A 19,223-nucleotide genomic window follows, 5' to 3' on the forward strand; every position below is an offset into this window, starting at 1 on the left:
GTCAACAAGAAGTCGGCGCTCGACTGGGTGGTGGAACGCGCTTGCGTCAGCATCGACAAAGCTTCCGGCATCGTGAACGACTTCAACGACTACGCGGCCGAGATGGGCCGCGAACGCTACCCGTTGGACCTCTTCCTGAAGGTCATCACGGTCAGCCTGGAAACGATGAAGATCGTAAAGGCTCTGCCCAAGCTAGAAATCCATCCGTTGGATAAATAAAGTCTGTAGAGTGGCTTCATTCAATACGACTGAAGTCACTCTACGCAAATGTGCCCCTTCACAATGACTTAGCCTCGAACAACTAATCCTTAGGATTTGTCTGTGACGAGTGAAAAGCAAAATTTCCCCCAGTCCTCCATCAATCGTTGGCGCTCCGTGCTCAAACGTGCGCGGTCGTACGCTCCGTGGTAGTCGTCAGAAGCTTTACTGTGCAGAAGACAAAGCTCAGCCGCTTCCTGATCGTACCGGCGGTTGTTGCCGAGTCGGTCATCCTTTGCCCACGTGCGAAAACCACTGCGTGCCGTACCATGGGCAGTGACGATGCAAGTCTTGCCTTCGCGCTTAGACTTGTCCGGGTCAATCCACCCAGTGCCATCTAAAGCTTTCTGCTTTTCGTGCATTCGTCGGATCAAGGCAGTCGTTGCTGCATCGGAAAAACTGCCGCCTCTGTCCGTTTTAAAGATCAAATCATTTGCCTTCGGTAAGTTCGGTCGAACCTTTTCCAAGACTGCAATAGCTTGCTGCGACAAGTAGATGATACGGTCTCGCTTGGGGTCTTTGATTTTGTCGTGTTTGGGAGGAATTTCCCAGATTCGCTTCTCAACGTCAATTTCGCCCCAAGTGGCTAGGCGAACAGCCTTCATGCGGCTTGCTGTAAGGATGGCAAACATCATCATCCAGCGACTCGTACCTTCAAGGTGGTAAAGCGCTTGAATGAACGAAGGAATCCTATCGTAGGGGAGAGCGGCGAAATTTTCTTTGCGAACAGCGTTTTTACGAGCGCCTTCCATGAGAACGCCAAGAGGGCCTTGAAGCGAGCACAAATCTTCAGCCGATGAGCTGTAGTTCATCGCCCGTGCCCAGTTCAGAATCGCTCTGATGTTGCGCAACGCCTTTTTCGCAGTGATGGTTTTCGTGGTCCAAATCGGGACAAGGACGTCACGGATATCTTCAACGGTGATTGCGTTGATGCCGATGCCTCCGAGGCGAGGCAATACGTGCCGAGCAAGAAGGTTAGACGTGGCGTATGGTTCCTTTCGGTCGTTTACCCAGTAGTTGTTTTCTTCCCGATATTTCAGCCATAAATCCATGACCTCCGAGAAAGTTTTGGAGGTGGGACCGGTCTTTAAAGACGATTGCTGCGTCTTTGCGTGCCGACGAGTTGCGCGTGTGGGCGTTGGATTGATGCCCTCTGAAAGGCGCGCACGGATTTCCGTGGCCTTGGCGCGGGCTTCGGACAGCGACATAGAGCGGCGGAGTCCGAGAGACATGCTACGCCGCTTTCCGGAAGTATCTTGATACCGGAGGATGTAGCTTTCTGAAGCTCCTCGGATGCGAAGGTAAAGACCTTGTGCACCGCCAAGAGGATAGAAGCCCGGTGACTTGAGTTGCCGGAAAATGACGAGCGGCATCGGAGGGACAAATTTTGGCATGATCGGAAGGTCTCCAAGACGATGTAAACAACGCCAAATCCGATCTTATCGAGCTTCAGAGGGTCACCAATAGGGTCACCAAAAATGCAGGTCCTGTAAGGTTTTGTACGGTTACAAAAGGTTCTGTTAAGTAATTTTGTAAGCGTGTTGCAAAACTGCCACAGATAAGAAAAAGGGCCTGAAGTTCAAGTCCTTCAGGCCCTTAATCCTCTGCAGTTCCAAGTGTTTATCACTAATTACAAAACTGCAGTGTTTGTAATCTTTGGCGGAGAAGGGGGGATTCGAACCCCCGAGGCCCTTATTCGGACCTGCACCCTTAGCAGGGGTGTGCATTCGACCTCTCTGCCACTTCTCCGCGCAGTGCCCTCGATCTCCTCGGCGGTCGACGCGTCGGGATCTGTACTAACCGCAGTCGGACTCATTCTGCGGCAGCTTTGAGATTGCCCTCAAAAAAACTGGTTGGTGCGCCAGGCAGGATTCGAACCCACGACCCCCTGGTTCGTAGCCAGGTACTCTATCCAACTGAGCTACTGGCGCACTCGTAGAAAGCGGATTATCTATGGAATTTTCAAGAATAGCAAGAGTTGTATCTATAAATACCAAAAATACGGTATGTTTATAACGAAAAAGCTCATCCATTGCTCGCTTGGGCGTTGCTCGAGCGTCCCGATTGGGGTGTTATCTTTGTGTGAAGATTTCTCGTCCCCCTCTCTTCGTCGACAGCGCAGGGTGCGGCCTGTAAAATGCGCGCAACTCATAAAACGCAGCGCCGTTCGGGAGAGCCTTCTCTACGAGCGGCATCGTCGTTTCTTCTCGAAATTCCCATCTCTCTATCCGCAGAATGGCTCCACCTAGACTCAGTCTTCGGGACATAACGAAGCGCTATCCGGGCATCACGGCCAACGACCATATTTCCATGGAAGTTGCGCCTGGCGAAGTGCTGGCGGTGCTCGGTGAAAACGGCGCCGGCAAGTCGACGCTCATGAAGATCATCTACGGCGCAACGCGTCCCGACGAGGGTGAAGTGTCCTTCGACGGCCGTCCGCTCGTGGTCGACAGTCCCGCGCAGGCTCGTGCGCTCGGCATCGCCATGGTGCATCAGCACTTTGCGCTTTTCGATACGCTCACGGCTGCCGAAAACGTTCAGCTCGGCCTCACGGAATCGATGAGCGTGGCGGAAATCTCCGAGAAGGTGCGTGAGCTCGGCGAGCGCTACGGTCTTGAAGTTGATCCAGCTGCGGTCGTGATGGAACTCTCGATGGGCGAACGCCAGCGCATCGAAATTATTCGTGCGCTGATGACGAAGCCGAAGCTTCTCATTCTCGACGAGCCGACCTCCGTACTCACGCCGCAGGCGGTGAGAAAGCTCTTTAAGACGCTGCATCAGCTCGCGAACGAAGGCGTCTCGATTCTCTTCATCTCGCATAAGCTCGACGAAATCCGCGAACTTGCGGACCGCTGCGTCGTGCTGCGCGCAGGAAAAATCGTGGCGAGCGTCAATCCGAAGACGGAGTCCGAAGATTCGCTTGCGCGCCTGATGATCGGAAAGGAGCCTCCCGTCGTACGCGAGGCGCAGCGCGAACCGGGCGAAGTCATCTTTGAGTTGAAGGGCGTGACGACGCCCGGGACCGAACGTGTCTGCGGAACGGAAAACGTGACGCTCTCTGCGCGCAAGGGAGAAATCATCGGCATTGCCGGCATCTCCGGCAACGGTCAGGCGCGTCTCATGGCGATCGCCTCGGGCGAATACAGAACTGCGCCCGAACTCGTGACGCTTTACGGTTCACCCATCGGCGACCTCGACACGAAGGCGCGCCGCATTGCGGGTCTGCGCTACGTGCCCGAGCAACGTCTGGGGCATGCGGCCGTCCCTGAGCTTTCGCTCGTTGCGAATACCTACCTTACGGGCGACAACCTTTTCCGAGGCGGCTTCATCCTCGCGGAAAAGGGGCGTGCGTTCGCGAACAAAATCATCGAGCGCTTCCACGTGAAGACCTCCTCGCCGCAGCAGCACGCGGGGAGCCTGTCGGGCGGAAATCTGCAGAAGTACATCATGGGCCGCGAAATTCTTTCGCGCCCGCACGTGCTCCTCGTTTCGCAGCCCACCTGGGGCGTTGACGTCGGCGCGGCGGCGGTCATCCGCAACGCGCTTATGCGTCTTCGCGACGACGGAGCGTCCGTCATCGTCGTTTCCGAAGAAATCGACGAACTCTTTGAAATTTCCGACCGCATCGCCGTGATGTACCGCGGTGCGCTCTCGCCCGCCGTTCCGAAAGATCGTATTTCCATTGAAGAGGTCGGCCGCTGGATGTCGGGCCTCTGGCCGGGGTCTCCCTTCGGCAAGCATGAGGAGGAGGCGTGATGCAGTTCCCCATTTCCATGACGCCGCGCCAGATGCCTGCCAAGTCGCTCGCGTGGATCTCGCCTGTTATCGCAATCGTGCTCACGATTGTTACGGGTTTTATTCTCTTTGCCGCGCTCGGTCAGGATCCAGTCGTGGCTTTGAAGACGTTCTTCATTGCGCCGCTCGACTCGATGCGCGGCTGGACGGAAGTGGGCGTCAAGATGACGCCGCTCCTTCTCTGCGCGGTCGGTCTCGTCGTGTGCTTTAAGTCCAACATCTGGAATATCGGTGCCGAAGGTCAGCTGATTGCGGGCGCGATCGCGGGCGGCATCGCCGCGCTCGCATGCCCTGCGGACGCCGGTGGCTGGTACTTCCTCGTTGTTCTCGTTGCCTCCGCCTTGGGCGGCGCGCTCTGGGGTGCCTTCACGGCGCTGCTTCGCCACAAGTTCCACGCGAACGAAATTCTCGTTTCGCTCATGCTCGTCTACGTGGCACAGTATCTCCTTGCGTGGGCCGTTCAGGGGCCGATGCGCGACCCGATGGGTTTCGGCTTCCCGCAGACGAAGCTCTTTGAGTCCGCTGCGCTCATGCCGATCGTGCTCGAGGGCACACGTCTGCACTTGGGCTTCGTCCTCGCGCTCCTCGCTGCGCTCGGCATTTGGGTGCTCATGGACAAGATGGCGCTCGGCTTCCAAGTGAAGGTTTCGGGCATGGCGCCTCTGGCGGCGCGCTATGCGGGCTTCCATCCGGGCAAGCTCATCTGGACCTCGATGATTATTTCGGGCGCGCTCGCGGGGCTCGCGGGCGGCATTGAAGCGGCCGGTCCTTTGGGTCAGCTCACGCCCACGATCTCGCCGGGCTACGGCTTTGCCGCGATCATCGTGGTCTTTGTCGGTCGACTTTCGCCCTTGGGCTGCGTGCCCGCAGCCTTCGTGATGGCGCTCTTTTATCTGGGCGGCGAACTCGCGCAGAGCCGTCTCGGGCTTCCGAGTTCCATTACCGGGGTGTACCAGGGCCTTCTTCTTTTCTTCATCCTTGCCTGCGACACGATGATTTTCTATCGCTTCCGCTGGACGGGCTTCTCTAAGGAGGCCGGCCGATGAGTCTCGCTGCTTCCATCATTTCTTCGACGCTCAACGCGGGTACGCCGCTTCTCATTGCGGCTGCGGGCATCGTTATTCACGAAAAGTCCGGCGTTCTCAACCTCGGGATCGAAGGCATCATGCTGATGGGCGCCGTCTGCGCTTTCGGTACGACGCTCGCTACCGGGAGCTTTGCGCTCGGATTTCTTGCCGGGATCGGCATCGGGCTGCTTCTCGGGCTCACCTTCGCGTTCTTCACGATCGGCATGTACGCGAACCAGTACGCCGCCGGCCTTGCGCTTGCGCTTTTCGGCACGGGCCTTTCGGCCTTTATCGGCAAGCCCCTGCAGGGGGCGGCACTGCCGACGCGCGCGCCGCTCGGCATTCCGGGACTCGAAGACATTCCGTTTGTGGGCGAGGCGCTCTTCTCGCAGCATATTCTCGTTTACGGTGCGCTCGTTCTGATGGCGCTCGTTTGGTGGTTCCTCTTCAAGACCCGCGCCGGGCTCGTCCTCCGTTCTGTGGGTGAGGCGCCGAAGTCTGCTTACGCGCTCGGTTATCCGGTCCGAAAGATCCGCGTTGCGGCCGTGCTCTTCGGCTCCGTCTGCGCGGGGCTTGCGGGAGCTTATCTCTCGCTCGTCTATACGCCGCTCTGGGTGGAAGGGATGACGGCGGGCCGCGGCTGGATTGCGCTTGCGCTCGTTACGTTTGCGACTTGGCGGCCGCTTCGCGTCGTCGTCGGCGCCTATCTCTTCGGCGGCGTGACGATGCTGCAGTTTGCCTTCCAGGGCATGGGCATTGGGATTCCGCCGCAGTTCATGGCGATGACGCCCTACCTTGCGACGATTCTCGTCCTCGTCCTCATCTCGCGCAATCCCGTCTGGATTCGCTTGAATGTTCCCGCCTCGCTCGGGAAGACCTTTACGCCGCAGAGCTGACGGGACGATTGTGCTTCGCACAAGGCGTGCGTATACGAAAGCGGTTCGGGAAATCTTGGATTGAAGACAAATTTCCCGTTCCGCTTGAATGGCATAGGGCGCGCGGACCTTACAATGCGCGCATCTTTTCTTTGACTGGAGTGATTTCTCATGCAAAAGCGTTATGCCTTCAAGCTTGCGTTTGCCGGCGCCGCCGCCCTGATGCTTGCGGCCTGCGGCAAGGAAGAACCGAAGCCTGCCGCCGCCCCGCAGAAGGCGGCCGAACCTGCCAAACAGGCTGCTGCCGGTGCCGCCGCGGGCGGTCCGCTCAAGGTCGCTTTTGTGTACGTGAGTCCGGCCAACGAAGAAGGCTGGTCGACGCAGCACGACATCGCCCGCAAGGCCGTCGAAGCGAAGTTCGGCGACAAGATCCAGGTGACGACGCTCGAAAATATTCCTGAAAACGCCGACGCAGAACGCGTGCTTCGCGACCTCGCGCAGCAGGGCAACAAGCTCATCTTCGCAACGAGCTTCGGCTACATGAATTCGCTCCTCAAGGTTGCGAAGGAATTCCCGGACGTGAAGTTCGAGCACGCCACGGGCTACAAGACCGCTGCGAACGTTACCGCCTATTCGGCCCGCTTCTACGAAGCGCGCTATCTCGCGGGCAAGCTCGCCGCGGCGACCTCGAAGACCGGGATCCTCGGCTACGTTGCGGCGCTGCCGATTCCGGAAGTGCTCCAGGGCATCAACGCCTTCACGCTCGGCGCGCAGTCTGTCAACCCGAACATTGAAGTGCGCGTTGTCTGGACGTCCGCCTGGTACGACCCGGGCAAGGAAGCCGACGCGGCGAAGTCCCTGATCGGTCAGCAGGCCGACGTGATCACGCATCACACGAATTCGTCGGCCGTTGCTTCGACCTGCGAAGAAGCCAAGGTGCCCGTGATCTCGTACAACACCTCGATGAAGCGTGCTGCGCCCACGATGCTTATCGGCGGCGTGATTCACGTTTGGGACGAGTACTACGCGCAGGAAATCCAGGCCGTGATCGACGGCTCCTGGAAGTCGAAGAACGTCTGGGGCGGCGCGCCCGAACACATGGTCGCGCTCGTCGACATTGCCCAGGCGACGCCGAAGAATGTCGTCGACGACATCAACGCCACGTTCGAAAAGATGGCCAAGGGCGAATTCCATCCGTTTACGGGCCCGATCGTTTCGAACGACGGCAAGGAAGTGCTTAAGGCCGGCGAAAAGGCTACCGACGAGCATCTCCTCACGATGGGCTATCTCGTCAAGGGCGTCGTCGGGAAGCTTCCGACCGCTCAGTAACGAAAAGCATCGGCGGCGCCGAGTATGCGTGCCGCCAAGCGCCGTTGAAGAACCTCCGACTCGGCTGCCGATCGGAGGTTTTTTGTACTTGAACCTCGCTGCCTGCCTCAGAAACGCCTTTTTGCAAGTTTCTTGGAAATTCCGCGTGCACAAAATTTTTCCGGCGCGCTAGATTAAAAGTTTGCTTGACTGCTGCCGCAGGGACTTCGGCAGAAAGTCCCCGGATCAATCGATTCCATGACTGAGAGCTACTCCCTCATCACGAGCCTTGTCACGGGCTTCGGCCTCGCGCTGCCTTTCGGCTACTTTTTCGAGCGCTTTCTGAAAACGCCCGCGCTCGTCGGCTACATCTGTGCCGGTCTCGCCGTGGGCTTCTTTCCGGGACTGCCTCCGATCAACGAGGGCATGCTCGAGCAGCTCGCCGAAATCGGCGTCATGCTCCTGATGTTCGGCGTGGGGCTGCACTTTTCGATCAGAAACCTCCTCGCCGTCCGAACGCTCGCGATTCCGGGCGCGCTATTGCAGATGTCGATAGCGACGATTTCGGGCGCGTTGTTCGCGAATTATGTCTGGGAGTGGAACATCGGGCAGTCGGTGATGTTCGGTCTCACGATTTCGTGCGCGTCGACGGTCGTTGTGACGAAGGCGCTGGACCTCAGAAAGCTCACGACCGCGATGCCGGGACAGGCAGCGATCGGCTGGCTCGTCGTGCAGGACTTGGTGAGCGTGCTTTTCCTCGTTCTCCTGCCGCCCTTTGCGCAGGTGATCAACGGTGCGGCGGACGTCTCTGCCGGGGCCGTTGCGATCGATGTCGCCAAAACGCTCGCCGGCGTCGCGCTGTTTGTTGTCCTCATGCTCGTTGCGGGGCGACGAATCTTTCCCTGGATTCTCACGCAGGTCGCGGCAACGGGGTCGCGCGAACTTTTTACGCTGGCCGTTATCGGCTGCGCCATCGTGATTGCCTACGGCGCGAGCGCCATTTTCCACGTGAGCTTCGCGCTTGGCGCGTTCTTTGCCGGCATGGTGATGCAGGAGAGCCGCTACGCACACCGCGCGGCGACCAATTCGCTGCCGCTCCAGGATGCGTTTGCCGTACTCTTTTTCGTTTCGGTCGGGCTCATGCTCGATTGGCACATCTTCATTCAGCGCCCGGGCGAAGTGCTCATGGTGGTTCTCATCATCATGGGTGTGACGACTTCCGTTGCGTTCGGGCTCTCGGTGCTGCTGCGCTGGCCGCTTGACACGGCGCTCACGGTTGCCGCCTGCCTCGGGCAGATCGGCGAATTCTCCTACATCCTCGCGCAGCAGGGCATCTCGCTCGGGCTCGCCGACAGCAAGATGATGAGCCTGATCGTTGCGGCTTCGATCGTGACGATCGCACTCAATCCTCTGCTTTTTGCGGTCATTCCGAAGCTCAGACACTTCCTCGTCGTTCGTTTCGGCTGGGCCAAGCGCGCAGCTATGCGCGCAGCGCCCGACGAGAACCTCGGGAGCACCTCGCACGAGTTTCTTGACGGTCAGACGATTGTGGTCGGCACGGGCTTTTCGACGAAAGAACTCTTTGACATGCTCGAAGAGATGGAGCGCCGTACGATCGTGATTGCGTCGGCCGACGCGCCGATTGACGAACTGAAAGCACGCGGCTTTAAAGTGATTGCGGGCGACGCGGCCGACCCGATGGTGCTCGTGCAGGCGCATGTGGCAAGCGCTGCCGTGCTCGTCATTGCCGAGAGCGATCCGCTCGATGCGCGACGCATCTATAACACAGCGCGAGAATTGAACAACAAGCTGCCCGTGATCGTTCGGCAGCGCCATGTTGAGGACGGCGCTGTCTTCCCGAGCGAAGACGAGCATCTGCACATCATCTGCGAGGACCTTTTGACTTCGCTTGCGCTTGCTTCAGAGACGCTTCGCCGCATCATGGCCGAACCCGACGTCCGCGAAGAGGAGGAGCCCGAAGAGGAGATGAAGCCCGCCGAGCGGCTGCGTCAGCTCTTTGAGGCCGAATACCGCCGAAGCGTCGACTCCGTGCGCGGCACGAGCAACGCGATGCCCGAAACCGCGCAGGAAATGCACGTGCCGAAAGTCTCGCCTGCGACACCTGCTGCTTCGGCCGAAGCGCTCGGCAAAGCCCTTGCGGATGCGAGTGCGAAGCGCGAAGCGGCTTTGGCGGGGGCTGCCGCTTCGGGCGCATCGGTGCGGCTCTCTGCTGCCGGCAAGCGCGTGAGCGACCTCTGGTCGCGCGTGAAAGGACTCATTAAGCGCAGCTAACCGACGAAATCGCAGCGTTTTTCTTGAGGAACGGCGCAAACGGCAGGCAGTGACGCATGCGCGAGTAGACTTTCCTTTTTCCGAGCAGCTTCTACTTTTGTCGAATGCAGACCGTCAATACCGTTCTCATCGCAGCGCTTTTGTTTTTTTCCGTGCTTGCTGCGGGTTTCGCGTGCCTCGCGTATCTCACGCTTCGACGAATTGCGTCCGAGGCGCAGACCTCGAGCGACGATACCGTCGACGCGCTTATGGAGGGCGTCGCGGGCGCCAAGCGCGATCTCCTTTTTGCCGTTTCGCAGACTGACAGCCGCCTCACGCAGGCGATGACCGGGCTCATGAGCTTCGTGTCGCAGTCGCAAAACGGGGCGGCCGATTCGGTCGCGAAGCTCTCGGCCGCCGCGCAGGGCGAATTGAAGGAAATGAACGCGAAGCTCGCGCGAGAATTCCTGCTTTTGCAGGGCATGGTCGACGAGCGCTTCGCGAAAGTCTTGTCTGCGAACGCTGCGCAGTCGAGCATGCTTGCCGAGCAGCAGGCCAAGGAACTCGAGCGCGTACGCGGCACCGTTTCGGAGGCGCTTGAAAAGGTGCGCACCGATAATGCGCAGAAGCTCGAAGCGATGCGCGCGACCGTGCAGGAAAAGCTCGAGCACACGCTCTCGGAGCGCCTCGCGACGAGCTTCAAGACCGTTGATGAGAAGCTCGGGCTCGTGCAGTCGGGTTTAGGCGAAATGCGCCGCATGGCCGAAAGCGTCTCGAAGCTGCAGGGGATTCTTGCCAACGTGAAGACGCGCGGCATTTTCGGCGAAACGCAGCTCTCGGCCATCCTTTCCGAAATCCTGACGCCGCAGCAGTACGGCGAGCAGGTGCGGCTCTTTCCCGATTCGAATGTCGTCGTCGACTTTGCCGTGCGGCTTCCCGGACGCGGGGACGACGCGCCCTGCTGGCTGCCGATCGACGCGAAGTTTCCGCTCGAAGACTGGACGGCGCTCGTTGAGGCCGAGCGCGATGCGGATCGCGCGCGCGCCGACGAAGCGCGCAAGCAGCTCGAGCGCGCCATCTGGAAGCAGGCCAAATCGATTCGCGAAAAGTACGTGCGCGCTCCCTACACAACGGAGTTTGCCGTGATGTTCCTGCCGAGCGAAGGCCTTTACGCGGAAGTGCTTCGCATGCCCGGACTATTCGAGCGGCTGCAGCGCGAGCTTCGCATCACGCCTGCGGGTCCGGTCGTCATTTCGGCGCTTCTGAACAGTCTTCTCATGGGCTTCATGACGCTCGCCATGGAAAAGCGCAGCGCCGACGTCTGGGCGCTTTTGGGTGAGGTGAAGACGGAATTCGAGAGCTTTACGAAGCAGTTTGCCGTCGTGGAAAAGAAGTTCCGCGAGGCGCAAACCTCGCTCGAGCAGATGAATACGAGAACGCGCGCGTTCGAAAAGCGCATGCGGGCCATCGACTTGGCTGAAGAAAGCGGTGCTGGCGCAGATCGAATCGAATCGTGCGGCGCGCTTGACGGGCTCCCTGCGAGCCTCATTGTCGACGCGGTGCACACCCGCTCGCCCGCAGCCGCCGTCGGAGGCGATGCGGATAACGCGACGGCAGCGCCGATGCACGCACCGCAGGTTGGTGCTCCCGAGAACGACTCGCCGAACGCGCGCGCGGCGCTCGGGTAAACTTCTCAGAATTGACGTACGGTCGCGGCAGTCCGGATGGAAAGGATGCCGGGCCGTACGAACGGGCGAATGGACTTCGAGCTGGACAGAAAAATGATGATGAAGAAATACACGGTTGTTGCCGCGGCGATGGCGGCCGCCCTTGCGCTCTCGGGCTGCAATACGGTCGAGGGCTTCGGTCAGGACATCAAGAAGGGTGCGGGCGCCGTCGGACACGCGCTCGGCAAAGCCGGCGACAAGATTTCGGAAACCGCGCAGTCGATGAGCGGCGAACCTGCCGCGACCGATGCGTCGAAGTCTTCTGCCGGCGCGAGCGGTTCGCAGACGCCAGCGCCTGCCGCCAAGTAAGGCGAAGTTCGAGCGATTTTGAGAAGTTCGAGTCGCTGCGACGAAACGAAGTACACGAAACAGCCCGCACGCGGTTTCTCTCGCGAGCGGGCTTTTTTCGGTGTTGCGGGTGCGGCTCGAGGACCGCACCTCTCGCGGTGCAGAGCGCTTTGGAGAGGTTCTCTGCTGCCGCTTAGAAGCGGTCGATGCCGTCTTCCTTCAGGCGGCGGTCCACGCTGAAGGGGTCCTTGTCGGAGTCGACATCCTCTTCGTGGAGCGGCGCTTCGTCGCTGCGAACGTCGCATACATCTTCATCGCGGCGGCGACGGAAGATGCTGCGGCGCTGCCCCTTCTTGCGACGCACGGGCGGCTCGGCGTACGGGATCTCGTTGTTGGGCGAGAGCGCGCCGTATTCGGGCGTTTCGCCGAGGAGGAACTTGCCTTCATAGTCGTCAAGCGCCTTGGCAACGAGTTTCGAGAGCGCAAGGAGCGCAATCACGTTCGGAATGACCATGAGGCCGTTGAAGAAGTCGGCGAGTTCCCAAACGAAGCTCACATGCAGGAACGAGCCCGCCATGAGGAAGCAGAGAACGAGCACGCGATAGGACTGCACCCAGCGCAGGCCGAAGAGATACTTCACGTTCTGCTCGGCAAAAAAGTACCAGCCGATGATCGTCGTGAAGGCGAAAAAGAGGAGGCAGATCGCAACGAACGCCGGACCGATCGCACCCAAGCCGAGCGTAAAGGCACGCTGCGTGAGCGTGATGCCGGTCGTCTGGCCGTCGAGCGCGCCCGTGCAGAGAATGACGAAGGCGGTCATGTTGAGCACCACGAAGGTGTCGATCGTGAGGCCCACGATGGCGGCGAGGCCCTGCTGCACCGGATGCTGAACGCGCGCGAGCGCATGCGCGTGCGGCGTCGAGCCCATGCCGGCTTCGTTCGAGAAGAGCCCGCGCGCCACGCCGTATCGGATCGCTTCCTTGATGCTCGCGCCGATGATGCCGCCCGTGGCGGCTTCCGGATCGAAAGCGCCCACGATGATCGACTTGAGGGCGGGCCAAATCATGTCGGCGTTGCCGAAGATGATCGTGCAGGAGCCGATGATGTAGACGAGCGCCATCACGGGCACCATCTTTTCGGCGAAGCTCGCGATGCGGCGGATGCCGCCGATGAAGATGAAGCCCGCGGCCATGAAGATGCCGATCCCCGTCACCCAGGACGGAATCCCGAAGGCGTGGTTGAAAGCGTCGGCGATCGAGTTCGACTGCACCATGTTGCCGATGAAGCCGAGCGCGATGATGATCGCAACCGAGAAGAACGCGGCGAGGGGCTTATTCCCGAGACCGCGGCTGATGTAGAATGCCGGCCCCCCCATCACGTGACCGTGTGCGTCGCGTGCGCGGAAGAGCTGGCCGAGAATTGCTTCGGAGAAGATCGTCGCCATCCCGAAGAAGGCGGCCATCCACATCCAGAAGATGGCGCCGGGGCCGCCCATCACCATGGCGGTGGCGACACCGGCCAGGTTGCCCGTGCCGACCTGTGCGGAAATGGCGGTCGCGAGCGACTGAAAGGAAGTCATCCCCGAGTGGTCGGCCGCCTTGCCGAAAATCGAAAAGCCGCCGAAGACCTGCTTCATGGCGGCGCCGAATTTGCGGATCTGTACGAAGCGCAGCTTGACGGTCATGTAGATCCCGGTCCCGACGAGGAGCGGGATCAGGCAGTACACCCCCCAGAGCAGACCGTTGACGCTCTGGACGATGTGGGTTGCGAAGTCCATGAAAGGATTCCTTCTGAGAGATTGTTGTTGCTTATGTCGCCATCTGAGGCGCTTTCGGAAGTTCCCCCGAGAAGAACGATTTGGGCTTTGCGGTATTCTGGTTATTGTGACGCAAAGACCTCTAAGTACTCGGAGGAATCTGCATTGTACGAACGGAATGAAACCTTCACAGGAAGAGAACGAGGGGCGTGAAAGTCCGTCTTCACACGGTTTGCGCAGTGCCGATCGGGATGGGCGATTGTGCCTAGGATGCGATCGGGAAAAATGCCGAGCTGCGCGGCTCAAAGTCTCTCTGTTTGCGCGCGCGGACGGCGCCGGACTGTTAAGCTTGCGGCCTTTGCAAAGCGTGCCGGCCGCCGCAGCGGCAACCGGCATTCATTTTGAGAGTCAACGTTAGGAGCATTCAAGCATGGCGCGCACCGTCATCCGCATCCTCTGCTACCTCATGATCGCCGCCGTTCTCTTCTGGTTCGTCATGAACGTGATCGGTCTGGCGAAGTCTTTCTTCTGAGCGGCATGCATCCGTCATGAGAGCGGGCTCGGCGTCGAAAGAAGCGCGCCCGCTTCGCTCGGACGCAAAGCGGCGATGCCGAAAAGCCGCCGCATTTTTTTGCCCGCCTTGAGGACAAGCTTGTCCTTCGTGACGAGCATGCGCGCCTGCGCGGCGAGCGTAAGCTCGAAGAATTTTTGGTCGAGCGGATCGAGGCACCGCAGGTTCGCCGATTGCGCGCGCTCGCGCGCTTTGAGTACTGCCGCCTCGTCGATCCACGTGCAGTGCGAAAACCAGGCGTCGAGCCGCTTTTCAATTTCTGCGGGCGAAAAATCAGCCCGCGCAAAGGCCGGGCGCGAAATCACTTCTGAGAGCTCGAGCGCCGCAGCGGTGGATAGCGCTGCGCGAACGCGGCCTTCGGCGAGCGCCGAGTCGATTGCGGCCGCGCCCCCATCGTGCCAGTAAAGGAGGTCGAGAACGACGTTCGTGTCGAGGACGATGAGCGAAGCTGAAGACGTTGAAACTGCGGCGGGACGATCTTGCACGGCTTGGGCGGCATGCCGGCGCACGAGTGCGTCGAGGTGTTCGGGTACGGGCATGAGTGGGTGAAATGGCAGCGCTTCGGCCGGTCGGCCGTACGGAAAAACGTGAAGAAACGTGAAAAAACTCAAAATTTTCGGCCGTCTTAAGGGTGTCGGACGCCGATTTTGATAATTTTAGGGGACCGCGCATCTCCGGTTGGATGCTTCCTTACTCTTTCACATGGATTTTCTATTCGATCCGTCCCTTTGGGCCGGACTGCTTACCCTCGTCGTTCTTGAAATCGTTCTTGGGATCGACAACCTCGTCTTCATCGCCATTCTGGCGAAAAAGCTCCCGCTTCATCAGCAGAATCGAGCCGTCTACGTCGGGCTTGGGCTTGCGCTCTTTTTGCGCTTGGCGCTCCTCTCGATCATGTCGTGGCTCGTCTCGCTCACTGCGCCGCTCTTTTCCGTCTGGTCGCATCCCTTCTCGGCGCGCGACCTGATTCTGATGGCGGGCGGGCTCTTCCTGCTCTACAAGGCGACGACGGAACTCCATGAGCGCCTCGAAGCGCATCCGCACGCCGAAGAGGCTGCGAGCGAAGGCAAGTCGAAGTTCTGGTTTGTCATCGCGCAGATTCTGCTCCTTGACGCGGTCTTCTCGCTCGACTCGATCATTACGGCCGTGGGCATGGTCGACAATCTGAGCGTGATGGTCACGGCCGTGATTGTTGCGATGATCGTGATGGTGGCGGCAAGCCGTCCGCTCACGGCTTTCGTCAACCGCCATCCGACCGTTGTGGTGCTTTGCCTCTCGTTCCTTCTGATGATCGGTCTCTCGCTCATCGCCGAGGGTCTCGGGTTCCACATTCCGAAGGGGTACCTCTACGCGGCGATCGGCTTCTCGATCGTGATTGAGTTCTTCAACCAGATCGCGAACCGCAATTCGCGCAAGCACCAGCTTCGCATTCCTTTCCGCGAACGTACGACGATGGCGATTGTGGGGCTCTTGGAAAAGCGCCCGACGGAAGCGCCGAGAACTGCTGCAGAGGAACTCGCGCCCGCCGATCCGCAGGCATTCGGCGAGGACGAACGCGACATGGTCGAAGGGGTGCTGAGTCTCGCAGACCGCTCGATTCGCGTCATCATGACGCCGCGCGCCGAAATCGGCTGGCTCAATCTCAAGAAGCCTTTTGAAGAAATCGTTCGCGATGCGCAGACGCTGCGCCACAGCATCTTTCCCGTGGGCGACGGTTCGCTCGACAATCTCGTGGGCTATGTGAAGGCCAAGGACTTCATCGGGCTTGACGGCGATATTGAGAGACTCAGAAAGCTCGCCGAAAAGCGCCGTCCCTTCATGGTGCCCGAGACCGTGAGCATCATTCGGCTTGTTCGCGACATCAAGAAGAGCCGCGCGCCGCTTGTGCTCGTGACGGACGAGTTCGGCATTATCCAGGGGCTCGTCACCTCGCACGACATTCTCGAGTCGATTGCAGGCGACTTCCCCGACGAAGGCGACCGCCGCTTCATTCAGCCCGATCCGGCCAATCCCGATGCGTGGCTCGCCGACGGTGCGGCGGATCTTCTCGTTGTGCGCCAGGCCTTGGGCGACGATCGGCTTTTTGATGAAAAGGACACCAAGGACGCCGACTATGTGACGGTTGCGGGGTTCCTCCTCGAGCGCTTCGGTCGGCTGCCGCAGGCAGGCGAAGCGGTGCTCGAATGCGGCTGGCGCTTTGAGGCGGCCGAAATTGCGAAGAACCGCATCGCCTCGGTGCGCATCGAGCGCGTGAAGGCGCCCGAAGCCGAGGATGGCTCGAGCGAAGCGGCGACCGAATAAACGCGCCCGAACCAAAATGAAAAAGCCTGCGCGGATCGATTTCCGGCAGGCTTTTTCAGCGTTTGCTGCCCGAGCGCTTCGGCGCGCTTTGCGTGCAGCTCAGTGCGCCTTAGCGAAAGAGGGGCGCGATGGCATCGCGCTCGGCTTCAAGTTCGCGCACGGTGCGCTCGATGCGCGCCTTGGCGAAATCGTCGAACCCGAGGCCCTGAACGATTTCGTAGTCGCCGTTGCGGCAAACGCACGGCATCCCGCAGACGAGCCCTTCGGGAATGCCGTAGCTGCCGTCGGAGACGACGCCCATCGACACCCATTCACCCATCGAGCCGAGTACCCAGTCGCGCATGGTGTCGATCGCCGCATTGGCTGCGCTTGCCGCAGAACTCGCGCCGCGCGATTGAATGATCGACGTGCCGCGGCGCGCGAGCGTCGTGAGAAGCGTCTTTTCGTACCAGTCGCGGTCGACGAGCTCAAGCGCTCGGGTACCGTCAACGGTCGCATGCAGAAGGTCGGCGAAGACTGTAGGCGAGTGGTTGCCCCAGACGGCAACCTGGTGCACGTGCGAAGCCTTGGCGCCAGTCTTGGCCGCGAGCATCGAGATGGCGCGGTTCTGATCGAGCCGCACCATTGCCGTGAAGCACTTGGGCGAGAGCGACGGGGCGCTCTTCATGGCAATCCAGGCGTTGGTGTTGCAGGGGTTGCCGACCACCAACACTTTCACCGAACGCTTGGCGACTTCGTCGAGCGCTCGGCCCTGTTCGATGAAGATGCGTGCGTTCGATTCAAGAAGGTCGGCGCGCTCCATGCCGGGGCCGCGGGGACGCGCGCCGATCAGAAGCGCTACGTCGCAGTCGCGGAAGGCTTCCTTGGGATTGGTCGTCGCGCTCATGCCCGCGAGCAGCGGAAACGCACAGTCCTCAAGTTCCATCATGACGCCTTTGAGCGCGCTGCGGCTCGTCGGATGGTCGCGCTCGAGCAGGCTCAGATGCACCGGACGGTCCCGCCCGAACATGGCGCCCGCAGCGATGCGAAAAAGAATGCTGTAGCCGATCTGGCCGGCCGAGCCGGTCACGGCAACGCGAATCGGTTCTTGCATGATCGCGGTCTTCCCCTAAAAGTAATTCGTGCTCAAATGAAAGCGATGCCGGAAAGTGTACCAGCGGGCGCACTCGATTCGCGTTTTTCCGCGATGGACGCGCCAACGGTCTCGGCGTAGGATCACTTCGCCCGGCCGATTGCGGGGCGCGCCGCCGCTCAAGCGCACGAAAGGCGGCCATTCGAATCCTGAAGTTTTCAAGCGAGGAGCGGGTCATGACGGAAAACGCCGCCAAGCAGGCAGCATTGCATGCGGAACTGAAGCGCACGAGCGCGGGGCTGCCGCCCCCGGCAACAGTGGGTGAAGCCGAGCTGCGGCTCCCCGGGCGCGAGAAGCCCGTGAAGCTCAACGTGCTGCGCGGCACGGCGGGCGCCGATGCGATCGATGTTTCGTCGCTCTACAAAAAGGAGCACGTGCTCACTTACGATCCGGGCTTTCAGAGCACGGCTTCGTGCGAGAGCGCCGTGAGTTATGTCGACGGCGAGGCGGGTGAACTCACTTATCGCGGCTATCCGATCGAATATTTGGCCGAGCACTGCGACTTTCTCAAGACGGCGCAGCTTCTTTTGAAGGGCGAGATGCCAGACGAGCGGGAAGCGGCCGAATTCCGCGATCTCGTCAAGCACCACACGCTCGTGCATCAGCAGGTCTCGTTCCTTTTGAACGGCTTCCGGCGCGACGCGCACCCGATGTCGATTCTCGTCGGCTTGATCGGCGCCCTTGCGGCCTTCTATCCGCTCGACCCCGATATGAGCGAGCAGGATCAGCACCGGCTTGCCGCGATCATGATGCTCGCGAAGATGCCGACCCTGATCGCCATGAGCTACCGCTACTCGGTGGGCTGGCCCATCAACTTCCCGGACAACAGCCTCTCCTATGCGGCGAACTTCCTGCACATGATGTTTGCGCTGCCCGTCGAGCACTACGAGCCGCCCAAGGCCGCCGTGAAGGCGCTCGACAAGATTCTGATCCTGCACGCCGAGCACGAGCAGAACGCGTCGACCTCGACCGTGCGTCTCTGCGCGAGTGCGGGCGCGAACCCCTACCACTGCGTGGCGGCGGGTGTGGCGTGTCTCTCGGGACCGCGCCACGGGGGCGCCAACGAAAGTGCGCTTCGCATGCTGATGGATCTGCAGAAGGCGGGCGGCATCAAGGCGATTCCGGAACTCATTCGCCGCGTCAAGGCCAAAGAGGACGGCGTTCGCCTCATTGGGTTCGGGCATCGCGTCTACAAGAACTACGATCCGCGAGCGAAGATTCTGCGCGGCATCTGCCACGAGCTACTTGACGAGGTCGGTGTCGGGAAGGATCCGCTCTTTGCGCTCGCGCTCGAACTCGAACGCATTGCGCTCGAAGACGACTACTTCGTCGAACGTCACCTCTATCCGAACGTCGACTTCTACTCGGGCATTCTGCAACGCGCGATCGGCATTCCGACGCCGCTCTTTACCGCCATCTTCGCGATGGCGAGAACGGCCGGGTGGTTCGCGCAGAAGAACGAGTTCCTCGAGTCGGGCGACATTCGCCTGGCGCGGCCCCGTCAGGTCTACGTGGGCGAGCCGCGCCGCACGCTCTGAGGCAAAGCACGGGCATTGGAGGCGGCGCCTTGGGCGCCGCCCGCTGCGGCTTTTTTCGTGACTTTGCGTGACTTTTCGCGGGCGCCATCGAGACGCGTTCGCGAATGCGATATAGTCGAGCCGATAGACGAGCCGCGAGGAAGAACGCCCCCTACATCCGAGCGCGCGCCGTTCGTGGGGTTAAACTAGTTGAAGAGAAGTCTTCCGAAACTACCAGGGGGGCTTCTATGCTCTGCTCGATTGGTATTATCGCCAAGCACTACGGTGTTTCTCCCAGTACGATCAGGCGCTGGGCCCAACGCGGTCTGATCAAGGTCGCCTGCCGTACATTCGGCG

Annotated in this window: 15 protein-coding genes and 2 tRNA genes; 11 read left to right on the forward strand and 6 right to left on the reverse strand. The window is 60.4% G+C overall.

Going from position 1 to position 19,223, the window contains the following annotated elements:
* On the forward strand, positions 1-219 hold a 219-nt coding region (locus tag H6A60_RS10625; protein WP_205104421.1), incomplete at its 5' end, for a type ISP restriction/modification enzyme.
* Positions 220-308: 89 nt separating this feature from the next.
* On the opposite strand, the gene H6A60_RS10630 is transcribed toward H6A60_RS10625, so the two are convergent.
* The 3 genes from H6A60_RS10630 to H6A60_RS10640 all read right to left on the reverse strand — a co-directional run bounded on the left by H6A60_RS10630 (position 309) and on the right by H6A60_RS10640 (position 2,189).
* Complete coding sequence (locus H6A60_RS10630; protein ID WP_205104423.1) at positions 309-1,652, reverse strand: tyrosine-type recombinase/integrase; 1,344 nt, start codon at positions 1,650-1,652, stop codon at positions 309-311.
* Positions 1,653-1,915: 263 nt separating this feature from the next.
* Positions 1,916-2,007, reverse strand: a tRNA-Ser gene (locus tag H6A60_RS10635).
* A gap of 105 nt (positions 2,008-2,112) precedes the next feature.
* Positions 2,113-2,189 (reverse strand) — tRNA-Arg (locus H6A60_RS10640).
* Positions 2,190-2,493: 304 nt separating this feature from the next.
* On the opposite strand from H6A60_RS10640, the gene H6A60_RS10645 reads away from it, so the two are divergent.
* The 7 genes from H6A60_RS10645 to H6A60_RS10675 all read left to right on the forward strand — a co-directional run bounded on the left by H6A60_RS10645 (position 2,494) and on the right by H6A60_RS10675 (position 11,610).
* Entirely contained in the window at positions 2,494-4,014 is a 1,521-nt protein-coding gene (locus H6A60_RS10645; RefSeq protein WP_205104425.1) for an ABC transporter ATP-binding protein, read from the forward strand.
* The gene (locus H6A60_RS10650; protein ID WP_205104427.1) at positions 4,011-5,099 is read left to right on the forward strand and encodes an ABC transporter permease subunit; all 1,089 of its coding nucleotides are present in this window, start codon (positions 4,011-4,013) and stop codon (positions 5,097-5,099) included. The genes H6A60_RS10645 and H6A60_RS10650 overlap by 4 nt, the downstream gene beginning before the upstream one ends.
* Positions 5,096-6,016 (forward strand): ABC transporter permease, encoded by a 921-nt coding sequence (locus H6A60_RS10655; RefSeq protein WP_205104429.1) that lies wholly within the window; start codon positions 5,096-5,098, stop codon positions 6,014-6,016. Before H6A60_RS10650 ends, H6A60_RS10655 begins: the two co-directional genes overlap by 4 nt.
* Positions 6,017-6,166: 150 nt before the next feature.
* A complete protein-coding gene (locus H6A60_RS10660; RefSeq protein ID WP_205104431.1) occupies positions 6,167-7,324 on the forward strand; it encodes a BMP family ABC transporter substrate-binding protein in 1,158 nt (385 codons plus the stop codon).
* Between the two features lie 237 nt (positions 7,325-7,561).
* Positions 7,562-9,595 (forward strand): cation:proton antiporter, encoded by a 2,034-nt coding sequence (locus H6A60_RS10665; RefSeq protein ID WP_205104433.1) that lies wholly within the window; start codon positions 7,562-7,564, stop codon positions 9,593-9,595.
* Positions 9,596-9,699: 104 nt separating this feature from the next.
* Positions 9,700-11,262, forward strand: a complete 1,563-nt coding sequence (locus H6A60_RS10670) for a DNA recombination protein RmuC (protein WP_205104435.1) — start codon at positions 9,700-9,702, stop codon at positions 11,260-11,262.
* A gap of 93 nt (positions 11,263-11,355) precedes the next feature.
* Positions 11,356-11,610: a hypothetical protein gene (locus H6A60_RS10675; RefSeq protein ID WP_205104456.1), complete on the forward strand. Its 255-nt coding sequence runs from the start codon at positions 11,356-11,358 to the stop codon at positions 11,608-11,610.
* A 172-nt stretch (positions 11,611-11,782) separates the two neighbouring features.
* Here the strand turns inward: H6A60_RS10675 and H6A60_RS10680 are convergent, their stop codons facing one another.
* Both H6A60_RS10680 and H6A60_RS10685 read right to left on the reverse strand, forming a co-directional pair.
* Entirely contained in the window at positions 11,783-13,366 is a 1,584-nt protein-coding gene (locus H6A60_RS10680) for an alanine/glycine:cation symporter family protein (protein ID WP_205104437.1), read from the reverse strand.
* 525 nt (positions 13,367-13,891) lie between these two features.
* Positions 13,892-14,455, reverse strand: a complete 564-nt coding sequence (locus tag H6A60_RS10685; RefSeq protein WP_205104440.1) for a PIN domain-containing protein — start codon at positions 14,453-14,455, stop codon at positions 13,892-13,894.
* A 139-nt stretch (positions 14,456-14,594) separates the two neighbouring features.
* On the opposite strand from H6A60_RS10685, the gene H6A60_RS10690 reads away from it, so the two are divergent.
* On the forward strand, positions 14,595-16,217 hold the full coding sequence (locus H6A60_RS10690) for a TerC family protein (RefSeq protein ID WP_338054866.1): 1,623 nt from the start codon (positions 14,595-14,597) through the stop codon (positions 16,215-16,217).
* 109 nt (positions 16,218-16,326) lie between these two features.
* On the opposite strand, the gene H6A60_RS10695 is transcribed toward H6A60_RS10690, so the two are convergent.
* On the reverse strand, positions 16,327-17,310 hold the full coding sequence (locus H6A60_RS10695) for a malate dehydrogenase (RefSeq protein WP_205104441.1): 984 nt from the start codon (positions 17,308-17,310) through the stop codon (positions 16,327-16,329).
* Between the two features lie 215 nt (positions 17,311-17,525).
* On the opposite strand from H6A60_RS10695, the gene H6A60_RS10700 reads away from it, so the two are divergent.
* Both H6A60_RS10700 and H6A60_RS14065 read left to right on the forward strand, forming a co-directional pair.
* Positions 17,526-18,887: a citrate synthase gene (locus H6A60_RS10700; RefSeq protein ID WP_205104449.1), complete on the forward strand. Its 1,362-nt coding sequence runs from the start codon at positions 17,526-17,528 to the stop codon at positions 18,885-18,887.
* Between the two features lie 227 nt (positions 18,888-19,114).
* Positions 19,115-19,223, forward strand: a 109-nt coding sequence (locus H6A60_RS14065; protein ID WP_205103386.1) for a MerR family DNA-binding transcriptional regulator, incomplete at its 3' end; no start/stop codon positions are given.

The organism is Sutterella massiliensis, assembly GCF_016899755.1.
Classification (GTDB): Bacteria; Pseudomonadota; Gammaproteobacteria; order Burkholderiales; family Burkholderiaceae_F; genus Sutterella; species Sutterella massiliensis.